This is a genomic window from Treponema berlinense (genome assembly GCF_900167025.1).
GTDB classification, from domain to species: Bacteria; Spirochaetota; Spirochaetia; order Treponematales; family Treponemataceae; genus Treponema_D; species Treponema_D berlinense.
Genome location: NZ_FUXC01000012.1, coordinates 1 through 13,016 on the forward strand (window position 1 = coordinate 1; position 13,016 = coordinate 13,016).

The 13,016-nt window shown below is 37.4% G+C and carries 11 protein-coding genes; 7 read left to right on the forward strand and 4 right to left on the reverse strand.

All coding sequences use genetic code 11. The features are described 5' to 3' along the window. The first annotated feature begins 466 nt into the window (after positions 1 to 466). On the forward strand, positions 467 to 871 hold the full coding sequence (locus tag B5D47_RS09325; RefSeq protein ID WP_143592668.1) for a hypothetical protein: 405 nt from the start codon (positions 467 to 469) through the stop codon (positions 869 to 871). Next, positions 868 to 1,404, forward strand: coding sequence for a hypothetical protein (locus B5D47_RS09330; protein WP_078931573.1), 537 nt, complete (start codon positions 868 to 870; stop codon positions 1,402 to 1,404). The genes B5D47_RS09325 and B5D47_RS09330 overlap by 4 nt, the downstream gene beginning before the upstream one ends. Positions 1,405 to 1,476: 72 nt before the next feature. On the opposite strand, the gene B5D47_RS09335 is transcribed toward B5D47_RS09330, so the two are convergent. Further along, a complete protein-coding gene (locus tag B5D47_RS09335; RefSeq protein ID WP_078931574.1) occupies positions 1,477 to 1,908 on the reverse strand; it encodes an Hsp20/alpha crystallin family protein in 432 nt (143 codons plus the stop codon). Positions 1,909 to 2,426: 518 nt separating this feature from the next. Here B5D47_RS09335 and htpG point away from each other — a divergent pair. Further along, on the forward strand, positions 2,427 to 4,394 hold the full coding sequence (gene htpG, locus B5D47_RS09340) for a molecular chaperone HtpG (RefSeq protein ID WP_078931576.1): 1,968 nt from the start codon (positions 2,427 to 2,429) through the stop codon (positions 4,392 to 4,394). Between the two features lie 133 nt (positions 4,395 to 4,527). Then, positions 4,528 to 5,454, forward strand: a complete 927-nt coding sequence (locus tag B5D47_RS09345; RefSeq protein WP_078931577.1) for a DUF1848 domain-containing protein — start codon at positions 4,528 to 4,530, stop codon at positions 5,452 to 5,454. A 62-nt stretch (positions 5,455 to 5,516) separates the two neighbouring features. Here the strand turns inward: B5D47_RS09345 and B5D47_RS09350 are convergent, their stop codons facing one another. The 3 genes from B5D47_RS09350 to trkA are packed head-to-tail and all read right to left on the reverse strand — an operon-like array spanning position 5,517 to position 9,348. Beyond that, a complete protein-coding gene (locus tag B5D47_RS09350) occupies positions 5,517 to 6,491 on the reverse strand; it encodes a DMT family transporter (RefSeq protein WP_078931578.1) in 975 nt (324 codons plus the stop codon). 1 nt (position 6,492) lies between these two features. After that, positions 6,493 to 7,932 carry a TrkH family potassium uptake protein gene (locus B5D47_RS09355; RefSeq protein ID WP_078931579.1) on the reverse strand — a complete coding sequence of 480 codons (1,440 nt, stop codon included), beginning with the start codon at positions 7,930 to 7,932 and terminating at the stop codon, positions 6,493 to 6,495. Then, the gene (trkA, locus tag B5D47_RS09360) at positions 7,933 to 9,348 is read right to left on the reverse strand and encodes a Trk system potassium transporter TrkA (protein ID WP_078931580.1); all 1,416 of its coding nucleotides are present in this window, start codon (positions 9,346 to 9,348) and stop codon (positions 7,933 to 7,935) included. 346 nt (positions 9,349 to 9,694) lie between these two features. Between trkA and B5D47_RS09365 the strand changes: the two genes are divergently transcribed. The 3 genes from B5D47_RS09365 to B5D47_RS09375 are packed head-to-tail and all read left to right on the forward strand — an operon-like array spanning position 9,695 to position 12,980. Next, complete coding sequence (locus B5D47_RS09365) at positions 9,695 to 10,477, forward strand: type III pantothenate kinase (RefSeq protein ID WP_078931581.1); 783 nt, start codon at positions 9,695 to 9,697, stop codon at positions 10,475 to 10,477. Positions 10,478 to 10,529: 52 nt separating this feature from the next. Beyond that, positions 10,530 to 12,029, forward strand: a complete 1,500-nt coding sequence (locus B5D47_RS09370) for an ABC transporter substrate-binding protein (RefSeq protein ID WP_078931582.1) — start codon at positions 10,530 to 10,532, stop codon at positions 12,027 to 12,029. A gap of 30 nt (positions 12,030 to 12,059) precedes the next feature. Further along, complete coding sequence (locus B5D47_RS09375) at positions 12,060 to 12,980, forward strand: ABC transporter permease (RefSeq protein WP_078931583.1); 921 nt, start codon at positions 12,060 to 12,062, stop codon at positions 12,978 to 12,980. The last annotated feature ends 36 nt before the right edge of the window (positions 12,981 to 13,016 follow it).

The window sequence follows — 13,016 nt, forward strand, 5'->3', positions numbered from 1 at the left end:
TAATTTCATAAGTCCTTTTCCCCAGGTCGATACCTACAAATCTCTTCTGTTCCATTTTTTACCCCTTATATGATAAAATGGAATCAGGAGTAAACGCTGGTAGTGGTATACCGTGCTCCTATCCGAGGTCGTGGGGAATGCCCCCACGCCTCATTATGGCGTACGGCGGTCGGCTTTGATTAATCTTAAACCCGAAGTAAGCGGCTGCCATTCACGCAGTGGCTTCTTCACCAGTAGTTAGAACCTTCCGCCGGCTCTCTGATTCCGTCAAACCAGAGTACCACTTTTTCCCAGCCTTTTATATCATGCCATCTTAAACATTGAAAAGCTAGAGAAATTCTAGTTTTTCAATGTTATATGTCTTAATATGAAAAAAATATATCTTATTTTTTTATTATGTTTTACATTTTTTTGCTGTAAAACAAATTCTTCTGTATTAGATTTTCCTTCAAAAAATAATTCACAAATGGTATTTACAACTCCTTGCAAATACCAAAACAAATTGATTCCCGATTTTTCTATCGACACAACATCTTTTCTTAATAATGAAGGTTTTTGCGCTCCAACTTCTATAAAAATTTCACTCTGCGTAAAAAATCTTTCTAAACAGCAAATTCTTAATTTAGAAATTTCAATAGAAACGGATTCCGAAACAATAGTTCTATCTCAGAAAGAATTGCTTTATATCGAGCCCGTCAAAAATGACATAATGGTAAGATTCGAATCATTTATTTCTCCAGAGCAAATGGCTCATCTTGTTTCAAAAGGGATTAAGTCCATAAACATTAAAAAATCCAAAAACGAAACTATTGCCGCATTCAATGGCAAAAAATTAAATAAAAAACTTTTATTTTTAAGCAAATACTTATGAAAAAATTTATAAATCTCTCTATTTTATTTATCTTTCTTATTCTCGCCGTTTCCTGCAAAAAAGAAAATTTTTCAAAAAAGGATTTTGCTGGTTATTGGGAAAATTTTTCCATTTTAAAATCTGATTTATTGAGAGAACCAGAAAATCCAAAAACTTTATTTGCCAGTGTTTATACAGAAAGCAAAATGGTATTTAGTTTTACCGAAAACGGAACTTACAAAAAACAAATACAAAACAAAATTACAAAACTTGATCTTGACAAAGCAAAAGCTCCAGAAAATTTTTCCACAGAAAAGTTAAAATCTTTTGCGCAAAAAAATCAAACCGATGGCGGAGATTTCTCCATAAAAAAGTCATTTTTGATTTTAGAGCCTTATTATCAAATTCAAAATGATGAAATTCAAGATTTTGAAAAAATAATTCCGATTAAATTAAGTTTTGAATTCTCTCAAGATAAAAAAGAACTAACTCTGACTTTTGCTGACAACCAAAAAATTATATTAAAAAAAATAGAAAGCAATAATTTAAACTAAAAAAAGCATCCGTTTTTAAGCAAGATTTCTTAAAAACGGATGCTTTTATTTTAACGCCTAGATTTTATATGCTTATGCCTTGGTTATTGCAATGTGTTTTGGCTGCGCAAGGGCTTTTCTTGGCATTGAAACTGTCAAAACACCGTCTTTTACGTTGGCTGTTAATTTTTCGCTGTCTACATCATCTGGGAGTGTAAAGCTTCTCTTAAATGATGAAACTGTGCGTTCACGAATGAGCCATTTTGTCTCGTCTTTTTTGTCTGATTTTTCTTCTTTTTTAACTTCGTCTTTAGAAGAAACTGTCAAAACATTCTGGTTCAATTCAATATCAACGTCTTTGTCTGTTTTTCCAGGCATATCCATTGTCAAAGTATAGTTTTCTTTGTTTTCCTTTACGTCTACCTTTGGCATATGGAACATTTTTTTGTAACTAAATGCCGGCATTGTATAACCGTCATCTCCAAAATCATTAAACAAGTCATTAAAAAGTGCTAAATCGTTCATACATTACCTCCAAAGTTTTGAAAACTTAGTTTTTTCTAGCTTTCATATATCTATCAGCAAAAAGTGTGCCAAGTTAAAAATCTTAAATAAAAAAACATTTTTTCAATCCGAGAACGAATTTTTTGCAAAAAATAAACTGTAAAAACCGCAAATTTTCGGTTTTGCATTTTTTTCCGGGCAAATTTTGGACAGGTTTCTGAACAAACTCATTTTTTTGAGCATTTTTGTCCGTTTTTTTGCAATTCTTTTAAAAATTCGGGTATTTTTGACACAGTTTTGTGTGCGCTTTTGCGCACGAACTGGTTTGTAGCCCGGCCTGGAACCCCGGAGTTGCCGGACGGCAATGAGCGCCTAGCGAAGGGTGGAAAGCCGGTTTTGACTCTTATTCTTTTTTTTAACCGAGTTTCTTTTTTGTTTCGGAAAATGTGCTCCTAAAATTTTTATTTTTTTTCTATGCTTATGCGTTTTTTTTTATTATCTTTAAAGTGAAAAACTTTTAAATTTTGGGAGATAGATAAATGGCAAAGTATCAGTTTCAGACAGAAGTTAATCAGCTTCTTAAATTGATAATTCATTCGATGTATTCAAACAAGGATATTTTCCTTCGAGAAATTGTTTCTAATGCTTCCGACGCTTTGGACAAATTGAACTACCTTATGGTTTCGGAAGACGCTTACAAAAATTTAAAGACTGAACCGAGAATTGACATCAGTTTTAACGACGTTGCAAAAGTGCTCACTGTTCAGGATTCGGGAATCGGTATGAACGAGGAGGACTTGAACAACAACCTCGGAACAATCGCCCGCTCAGGAACCAAGGCTTTTATCGAAAAAATTTCAAACGACAAAAATGCCGGCGAATCTAATTTAATCGGTCAGTTTGGTGTTGGTTTTTATTCGGCTTTTATGGCTGCAAAAGAAATCAATGTTTATACACGAAAGGCCGCATCTGACAAAATTTACAAATGGTCGAGCGACGGCACAAATTCTTACTCAATTGAAGAAATCAAGTCTGATTCTGACGAAGCAAAAAAATTTGGTTTTGACAAGCCGGAAACTCACGGTTCTGCAATCGAGATGGTTTTGAACGATGACAGCAAAGATTATGCTTCTCGCTGGAAGATTGAAGAACTTATTAAGCGCTATTCTGACCACATTGCTTTCCCGATTTATTTGCACTACACACAGAACAAATACGACGACAAAGGCAACGTTACTGGAAGCGAAAACAAAGTTGATCAGGTAAACACTGCATCTGCTCTTTGGAAACGTCCAAAATCTGAGCTTAAACCAGAAGATTACAACGCTTTCTACAAAACAATCAGCCACGACAGCCAGGATCCGCTTCATTATGTCCACACTCACGCCGAAGGAACTCAGGAATATACGACTTTGTTCTATGTTCCTCAGCAGGCTCCGTTCGATATGTATCAGGCAGATTACAAAAGCGGCGTAAAACTTTATGTTAAACGCGTATTTATTACGGACGACGACCGCGAGCTTTTGCCGTCTTATCTGCGTTTTGTGAGAGGAATTATTGATTCGGAAGACTTGCCTTTGAACGTAAGCCGCGAAATTTTGCAGCAGAATAGAATTTTGGACAATATTAAGTCGGCTTCTGTAAAAAAACTTTTGAGCGAATTTAAAAAACTCGGCGAAACAGCGGACAAAGCGCGCAAAGCAGAAAATCCTACCGACGACGATAAAAAAGCGATTGAAAAATGGAATAAATTTGTAGAAAACTTCAATCGTCCAATGAAAGAAGGACTTTATTCTGACTACACAAACCGCGACGAAATTGCAGAAATCGTAAGATTCAAGTCTACTGACGAAAGCGGAAACGGCGACGGAAAATGGACAAGCTTTAAGGATTATGTTTCGAGAATGAAGCCGGATCAAAAAGCAATCTACTATATTACAGGCAACAACGAAAAGAACCTTCGTGCAAGTCCTCTCCTCGAAGCATACAAAAACAAGGGCTTTGAAGTATTGATTATGGCTGACGATATTGACGACATTGTAATTCCAAGCCTTATGAAATACAAAGACTTTGAACTCAAGGGCGTAAACCGCGCAGGTTCAGACGAAGAACTCGGAATCGACAAAGACGAAGCAAAGAAAAAGGAAGAAGCTTTTAAACCTGTTCAGGAAAAAATAAAAAAAGCACTTGGAGAGCGTGTAAAAGATGTAGTTCTTTCAAAAAGATTGAGCGATAGTCCGTCTTGTATCGTTGTTGACGAACACGATCCTGGAATCCAGATGGAACGAATGATGCGCGCCATGGGTCAGGCAGCTCCAGAAGTAAAACCAATTCTCGAAGTAAACGCAGACCACGCAATCGTAAAAACGCTTGAAAACTCAACCGACGAAGGTTATATTTCTGACGTTTCGGAAGTTCTTCTCGACCAGGCACTCCTCGTAAGCGGAGCCGAACTTTCAAGCCCGACAGACTTTATAAAATCTATGAACAAGTTGATTGTAAAATAGAAAAACCGCTTTTAGCGCAATGTCCCCGCTGTACGGAAAATGTTCTGTTCAGCGGGGATTTTTTTTTTACTTTTAAAAATATTTTTCAGTTTCTCAATTTCCAACAAAACCGCTTTTGTTCTATAATAATTTTATGATTATATTTGCTTCTGGACGGACGGATATTCCCGCTTTTTATTCTGAATGGTTTATAAATCGTATCCGTGCCGGGTTTGTCGATGTACGTAATCCTTATGTTCCGCAAAAAGTCACACGTTACAGACTTGAACCAAAAATCGTTGACTGCCTTGTTTTCTGCACAAAAAATCCAAAACCGCTTATTCCTTATCTGGACGAACTCAAAAATTTTGGAACTTATTTTTTTGTCACAATCACTCCGTATGGAAAAGAAATCGAACCCAATGTTCCCGAAAAACAAACCGTAATCGAAACTTTTGCTGAACTTTCTCAAAAACTTGGAAAAGAAAAAGTCTGCTGGAGATATGATCCGATTTTTGTTGATTCAACTTACACAGTGGCAACTCATATCCGCGAATTCAAAAAAATGTGTGAAAAACTTTCTCCTTATACCGACCGTTGCGTAATCAGTTTTGTCGACTTATATTCAAAAACAATTAAAAAATTTCCAGAATTAAAAGAAGTAAACGAAAACGATCAAAAATTTTTAGCTGGAAGTTTTGCAAGAATTGCTGGAGAATACGGAATAAAAATTGAATCTTGCGCAGAAAAACTCGATTTATCTGACTATGGCGTTCAAAAAGGCGAATGTATTTCAAAAGAACTTATCGAAAGAATAACTAACGTTCGTTTGTCCAAAAATGTGCATCAAATCCTACGAAAACATTGTTCCTGTCTTCCAACACGCGACATTGGATATTACAATTCCTGTCCAAACCTTTGCAAATACTGTTACACAAATTATGATGAAAAAACCGTTCAAAAAAATTTTTTACAGCACGACAAAAACTCATCTTTTTTAATTGGAAATTCCCGTCCAAACGACATTATTCAACAAGCAAAACAGGAAACTTTTAAGGATTCGCAGCTTTTTATGTTTTAGTTTTCGAGCGAACACAAACAGTTAGTCGAGCATTTTTTTTCAATTTTAACAAAAATTACAAACTACCGTTCGTTTGGCATATTCCGTCTGCCTTTTTCTCTTCTCTTGCTCGCTTCAGAAATTGCAAGGCCTGCAATCGTCAAAACCGCGCCAATGCTTCCCATCAAGGTAATTTTGTCGCCCAAAATTAAAAACGCAAAAACAATCGTTACAACTGGAGTCAAATAAAGAAAAACCGTAACCCTTACAGTTCCAAGGTTTTTACAAACAAAATTCCAAACCGCAAAAGCAAAAGCGCTTGCTGCAATTCCTAAAAATCCAAAATTTAACCAGTTAAAAATATCCGACCAGCGTTCAGCATTTGCCGCTGCAGAAAGATTTATATAAGTCATTGGAGAATTTTTTCCATTCAAAATTCCAAAAACCGCAATGGGAATCATACAAACCAGTGCCCAGAAAAATTGCCGCCGGGTAGAACTTATCGGACTCAAATTAAATGAAGCGATTTTTGTAACGCTTAAAGAATAAAATGCCCAGCAAACCGCAGCCGCCAAGGCAAGAAAATCGCCTTTTGGGCTCAAATGAAATACGAGCGCGCCGTTAAAAGTAACAAACACAATTCCAGAAATCGCAAGCAAAAATCCGACAACAAAAAGAAGGTTAATATTTTTTTCTTTCAAAAAAATCTGGGCAATAATCGCCGTAAACATTGGACAGATTGAAACAATAATGCAAACATTCGCCGGCAAAGTATAGTCAATCGCAATATTTTCCAAAAACTGATAAACAGAGACTCCGCTCGCTCCAGCCGCAAAAAACCATAATTCATCCTTTTTGCGAAGCAGTTTTATTCTCTCTGGCTTCATGAGCCAAAGCATTGTGTAAGCAGTTATAAAGCGGACTATAAGAATTTCAAACGCGCTAAAACTTCGCAGTAAATATTTTGTACTAACAAAAGTAATTCCCCAAATTAGAATTACAAACAACGCAAAAAAGTAATTAAGACCTTTGTTTTTTAAGAGAGATGAATTAAGCATTTTAATTTTTCCAAAAATCTTTTGTAAAAAGAATTATCAAATTGTAAATTTCAAGACGACCGGCAATCATCATAAAACTAAAAATCCATTTTAAGAACGAAGGAATCCAGTTATATTCCATAAACGGACCAAAAGCAGGACCAATGTTTCCAAGCATCGAAAAACTTGCCGTAAACGACTCAAAAACAGAAAGTCCGCCAAGAGTTCCAGCAAAAGTCGAAATAAATGCAAGACAAAAATAAAGAAAGACAAAAGGCGCAATGTTTAAAACCAGGTCTTCGCGTCCTGGCGAACCATTTACACGAACAGAAAAAACTCCGTGAGGATGAATCATCTTAAGCATTTCGACGCGTGCTTTTTTTGCAAGAATTACCCAGCGAATAACTTTAATACCGCCGGAAGTTGAACCAGAACATCCGCCTATAAAAAACAAAATGAATATAAAAAACTGGCTTGCCGCTGGCCATTTCATAAAATCCGCAGTAGCAAAACCGGTCGTACTCATAATCGTTGCAACCTGAAACGAAGCGTACCTTAAGGCTTTTCCAAAACCGCCATAAAACTTAACAAGCGAAAAAGCCAGACATAAAACAACAATTCCAAAAATACCGACATAAGCTTTGAATTCGCTGTTGTTTTTTAATTCGCTGAATTTTCCGGTAATCACGTAAAAATAAAGGCTAAAATTTACACCTGCCAGAAACATAAAAACTGTGCAGACAATTTCGGTAGAAAGAGAATTAAATCCTGCAATACTTGCATTTTTTGAACTAAACCCGCCTGTTCCCAAAGTCGAAAAAGAATGGCTTAGAGCGTCCACAAAATCCATTCCACAAAACATTAAAATTACAGTCTGAATAACCGTCAAAGCAAAATAAATTCCCCACAAAGCTTTTGCAGTATTTGCCATTTTAGGAGTGATTTTTCCTTTTTCCGGACCAGTTGATTCAGCTTTTACAAGCGCAAAACCTCCAACGCCAAGCAAAGGCAAGACCGCAGTTGTAAGCGCAATTATTCCCATGCCGCCAAGCCAGTGCATTTCCATTCGCCACAAATTTACAGCGCGGGGCAAAATTTCAACATCTTTTAAAACCGTTGCTCCAGTCGTAGTAAAACCGCTTACGGATTCAAAAACCGCGCTCGAAAAATCGCTAATCCAACCGCCGGCAAAAAGCGGAATCGCGCCATAAAAACTTATCGCAACCCAGGCAAAGCTTACAAAAACAAAAATCGCTCTTGTTCCAAATTTTACGGGAACTTTTTTTCCGCCAAAATAAAAAGCAGAACCAAAAATCCACGCAACAACCATTGGAATTAAAAACGGAAGAATCACTTCATATTCGCCAAAAGCAAGAGCCGTCCCAATCGGCAGCAAAAACGAAGTTCCGATTATCGAAAGAATAATTGCAAAAATTCTTACAAAAACAAAAACCGTCTGCATTTAAAGTTCCGCTCCAAATTTTTCAAGCACATGCTGATTCTCTTCAAGAGTCGTAATCATTACAATTTCGTCGCCAACTTCAATTTTTGTGCTTCCAATCGGAATAAAATATTCGTCCGATCCGTTTTTTTGCATCATCAGAACCAAAAATTTACCGTTTTCCGCAATATCGCGGAGAGTGCAGCCAACTGCCGGACTTTTTTCATCAACTTTTATTTCCATAATTTCAAGAGAACCGTCATTGACCGTATGAACGCCTGTCACCGCCTTTCCTTTTAAGTGGCTCATAATCGAATCAACAACCGTATCCCGAATCGGAACAGCAACTTCAATTCCAATTTTTCTGGCAATTTCGCCAAAAGCATTATTTTGAACCAGCGCAATGCTGTTTTTTATGCCGAGGGATTCAAAATAAGCCGCCATTACAATATTCAATTCGTGATTAGAAGTAGTACAGATTACAAGGTCATATTTGTCAATTCCTTCTTCTTCAACAAAACCTTCTTCCGTCGCATCCGTACAAAAAACTTTTATCTTGGAAAATTTTTCAGCCGCAGCCTTAGCAAGATTTTCGTCGCTGTCGATAATGCAGAATTCTTGAGTCGGATTTCCTTCACGCTTAAAAAGCCGCGTAATAAAATTAGACTTTCGTTCTATCAGTTTTTCGGCAACAATCGTTCCAACCCTTCCAGCACCAATAATTGCAATTTTTTTAATTTCTTTAAGTTTTGAACCGCAAAGTTTTAAGAATTCCGGAATATCCTGCTTTAACATCAGCGCGCCAATGCAATCTTCCGCCTTAATTACAGTTTCGCCACTTGGCAAGCGGGTTTCGCCGTTACTTTCAACATAGGCAACAAGAATCGGTCTGTCCGTAATTTTCCTAAGACTAATAATTTTCTGATTTTCCAGACGGCTTCCTTTTTCTACGGTAATTCTAATAAGTTCATATTGATCGCCAAAAGGCATAACCTCGGTAATAGCTCCGTGATTTGCCGCATTGGAAATCGCTTCCGCAGCTTCAACGTCAGGATGAACCATATAATCAACACCATAAAGCGGCCGGCGGTTTTTAGCTTTTTCAACAGATGTCGTGTCCACATAATAAGCATAGTTCCGGACACGCGCAATTTTCGTAACATCCGGATAAACAGCGTCAACCAGCGAGCACGTAATCATATTTACTTCGTCATTCGAGGTAACGCAAACAAGGGCATCGGCATTTTTAATTCCAGCTTCTTCCAGAACATCCAGATTATTGCCTTCCGCATGAATTACATTGCAATCCAGACTGTTAGAAGCATGCCTTACAACTTCATCATCGTTATCAATTAAAACAACATCATTTTTTCCGTTTACAAGTCTTTTTGCCAGTTGAATTCCAGTAAAACCGGCACCAACAATTACGATTTTCATAATTCAATTATAGTCAATAATAAAAACTTTTAACATAAAATTTGGAGCACATCTTCCATTGAAAAAACAATTTTCAGTCAAAAATCACAGTTGTCTCAAAAACCGGCTTTCCACCCTTCGCTATTCGCTCATTGCCGTCCGGCAACTCCGGGGTTCCAGGCCGGGCTACATACCCGGTCGTGCGCAAATGCGCACATGTAAATAAATCTGTGCCCCTACTTTATTTTTTTTTTACAAAACTGTATGTTAAAAAAAGCATTGACTGCCGTTGGCAGCAGTGACTACAAATTTTTTCACATCTTAAAAGGCATTTGCCTTAATAGACTTGATCTTAAGGACAGGTACTATGACACTTACTCTCGATGTTGGAAATTCAAACATCACAGGAGGAGTTTTTGACGGCGACCAGCTGATTTTACAGTTCCGCCAGACAACTCACAAAAATTCATCCTCCGACGAAATTGGAATTTTCCTTCGCTCCGTTCTTCGGGAAAACGACATTTCTCCCGAAAAAATCACTCAAATTGGAATTTGCTCAGTTGTTCCGCCAATCAACTATTCTCTTTCCAGTGGAATCCTTAAATATTTTGGAATCGAGCCTCTTTTTATTCAGGCCGGAATCAAAAACGGTTTAAAACTAAAAATGCAAAATCCAAAAGAAATCGGAGCGGATTTAATCGCCGATTCTATCGGTGCAGTTTCGCTTTGTCCAAACAAAAATTTAATCATTGTTGACTTGGGCACAGCAACAACAATTCACGCACTTACAAAAAACAAGGAATATTTAGGCGGCTCAATTCTTCCCGGCTTAAAAATTTCAGTTCAGGCACTTGCTTCCGGCACTTCAAAACTGCCGCATGTCGACATTAAAAAAAGCGAAAAAGCCTGTGCAACTGCAACAATCGAAGCAATTCAGTCTGGAATTTATTTTGGAACAGCAGGCGCAATAAAAGAAATTTGCCGCACAATCAGTTCAGAAGTCTTTAAAAGCGAAAATCCCGAAGACAAGCCGTACATTGTCGGTACAGGCGGTTTTGCAAAAATTTTTGAAAGTTACAATATTTTTGACGAAATTTTCCCGGAACTTACGCTTATCGGCGTAAAAAAGGCGCTTGAACTTAATTCTTAAAAAACGCTGCGGTTAATTTTAGACCGCAAAAACCTAGAGAAGGAACATAAAAATGAAAAAATCAATAAAATTTTTTACGCTGGCATTGATTGCCGCAACTCTCGCATTTTCTTCATGTGGAACAAAAAAATCCCACGACACTTTGAGAATGACAATGTGCTCTGAACCGGACAGTTTTTTTCCATGGAAATCTGCCTCTGCCGAAACAGCTGCCGTTACAGACAATATTTTTGAAGGACTTTTAAAATACGATGGAAACGGTTCGCTTTATCCTGCTCTTGCAGAAAGTTATTCAGTTTCTGACGATTCTTTAACTTATACTTTTAAACTTCGCAAAGGCGTAAAATTTCACAACGGAACAGAATTTACTTCCGCCGACTGTGTTTACACTTACAAAAATTTGGCAGGTCTCGACGGTCTTACAACACGTTCCGACAATATGCAGATTGTAAAATCGGTTTCTGCTCCAGACGACTACACTTTTGTAATCGAACTGAAAAAAACATCTGGCGCCTTTTTGCTTCTTGTAGCAACAAGCCCAATTCTTTTGCACGATTACAACGACAACGAAACAGTGCCGGTTGGAACAGGCCCTTATAAATTCGTTTCATATTCTCTCCACGAAAAAATAGTTTTTGAACGCAACGATGATTACTACGACAAAGAACGTGCCGGAAAGATTAAAAACATCGAAATTCTCATCATGACCGACGAAAATTCAACAATTTCCGCGCTTCAGTCTGGTCAAATCGACGTTGCACAGATGATTTCCGGAACAAACGCAAAAATGCTCAAAAAGAATTTCAAAATCATAAGTCATCCGCAAAATATGGTTCAAATTCTTGGAATGAACAATTCTTATCCTCCGCTTTCTGACCTCAACGTCCGAAAGGCAATTACCTGCGCAATCGACAAAACAGAAATCATTAACGGCGTTTTTGACGGTTTTGCAACTGAACTTTATTCAAATTTTAGCCCGATTTTAGGCGATTGCTACAACGACAAACTTGCCGGAATTTTTTCTTACAATATTGAAAAAGCAAAAGAATATATGTCTAAGTCGGCTTACAAAAACGGATTCGATATGACGATTACTGTTCCTGCAAACTACCAGCCTCACGTTGATACCGCCCAGATTATCGTAAATATGCTCAAACCGCTTGGTATCAACTGCACAATTGTTCCTGTTGAATGGACAACCTGGCTCGACAAAGTTTATTCAAAAGCTGAATATCAGACGACTGTAATTGCATTTGCAGGAAAAATTGATCCGGCAGAAGTTCTCCGCCGTTACTGTTCAGATTACAAACGCAACTTTGTAAAATACAGCAATCCTGAATACGACAAAAATTTTGCAGTCGCAGAATCAGAAATCGACCTAAAAAAACGTGCAGATTATTTTAAGAAATGTCAGGAAATTCTTACAATGGACTGCCCTGCTGTTTTCATCTGCGATCCAGGCCGCAATATCATCACTCAAAAAAATGTAGCCGGCTACACTCCTTATCCGGTAAATTTTTACGATTTTTCAACACTTTACTTTGTTGACTAGAATATTATTCAACAAAACAGGAACAAAAAAATGAACTTTTATGTAAGAAAATTCATCGACTTTATGACAACACTTCTCCTTGTAACTTTGGTGACTTTTCTTACATTCCAGCTTCTTCCCGGCAATCCGGCGCTTGCAATTCTCGGACCAGACGCAGATCAGGCTCAAATTGAAGCTCTTGAACTTCAACTTGGGCTAAATCAAAGTCTTCCATTACGCTATGCAAACTGGCTAAAAGGAGCATTTTGCGGAAATCTTGGAATTTCCTACAAATATAACCAAAGCGTTTCTTCTTTAATTGCAGGAGCCCTAAAAACAACCGCCTCTCTGTCGTTGCTTTCGCTTGTTTTTACCATTGCAATCGGCACTTTTCTGGGAATCACATTTGCACTCAACAGAAAAAAAAAGGTCTGGCGCTGTCTTTCGGTTTTAAATCAAATTTGGGTTTCAATGCCGTCATTTTGCACAGCCCTTATTTTAATTTTAATTTTTACGGTCGGATTAAAACTGTTGCCCTCGGTAGGTTTTGACGGTCCAAAAAGTCTTATTCTGCCTTCGCTGGCAATTTCGCTGGGTTCATCTTCAATTCTCGCAAGATACATAAAAACAAGCATGGAAAATGAATTGAAGCAGGATTATGTAAGAACGGCAAAAAGCAAAGATTTGAATGAAAAACAGGTTATCGTTCACCACGTGCTCAGAAATGCGCTCCTTCCATCAATTACAACACTCGGTCTTATTACCGCAGATATTTTTGGAGGAAGTATAATTATCGAAAATGTTTTTTCTCTTCCAGGAATTGGAAAACTTATAATTCATTCAATTTCTTCAAGAGATTTTCCGTTGCTTCAAGGTCTGACAGTTTATCTTGCAGCAATGACTTTGACCTGTAACTTTGCGGTCGATATTCTATATTCAATTATTGACCCAAGAACAAGGTCAAAAAAATAAATTTAAAATAGATTACAAATAATTTGAAACAGCTGT

What these genes read in the sequence shown, in the direction of transcription:
- B5D47_RS09325 (WP_143592668.1), top strand. Translation starts at nt 467, where the DNA reads ATGGTATTTACAACTCCTTGCAAATACCAAAACAAATTGATTCCCGAT.
- B5D47_RS09330 (WP_078931573.1), top strand. Translation starts at nt 868, where the DNA reads ATGAAAAAATTTATAAATCTCTCTATTTTATTTATCTTTCTTATTCTC.
- B5D47_RS09335 (WP_078931574.1), bottom strand. Translation starts at nt 1,908, where the DNA reads ATGAACGATTTAGCACTTTTTAATGACTTGTTTAATGATTTTGGAGAT.
- htpG (WP_078931576.1), top strand. Translation starts at nt 2,427, where the DNA reads ATGGCAAAGTATCAGTTTCAGACAGAAGTTAATCAGCTTCTTAAATTG.
- B5D47_RS09345 (WP_078931577.1), top strand. Translation starts at nt 4,528, where the DNA reads ATGATTATATTTGCTTCTGGACGGACGGATATTCCCGCTTTTTATTCT.
- B5D47_RS09350 (WP_078931578.1), bottom strand. Translation starts at nt 6,491, where the DNA reads ATGCTTAATTCATCTCTCTTAAAAAACAAAGGTCTTAATTACTTTTTT.
- B5D47_RS09355 (WP_078931579.1), bottom strand. Translation starts at nt 7,932, where the DNA reads ATGCAGACGGTTTTTGTTTTTGTAAGAATTTTTGCAATTATTCTTTCG.
- trkA (WP_078931580.1), bottom strand. Translation starts at nt 9,348, where the DNA reads ATGAAAATCGTAATTGTTGGTGCCGGTTTTACTGGAATTCAACTGGCA.
- B5D47_RS09365 (WP_078931581.1), top strand. Translation starts at nt 9,695, where the DNA reads ATGACACTTACTCTCGATGTTGGAAATTCAAACATCACAGGAGGAGTT.
- B5D47_RS09370 (WP_078931582.1), top strand. Translation starts at nt 10,530, where the DNA reads ATGAAAAAATCAATAAAATTTTTTACGCTGGCATTGATTGCCGCAACT.
- B5D47_RS09375 (WP_078931583.1), top strand. Translation starts at nt 12,060, where the DNA reads ATGAACTTTTATGTAAGAAAATTCATCGACTTTATGACAACACTTCTC.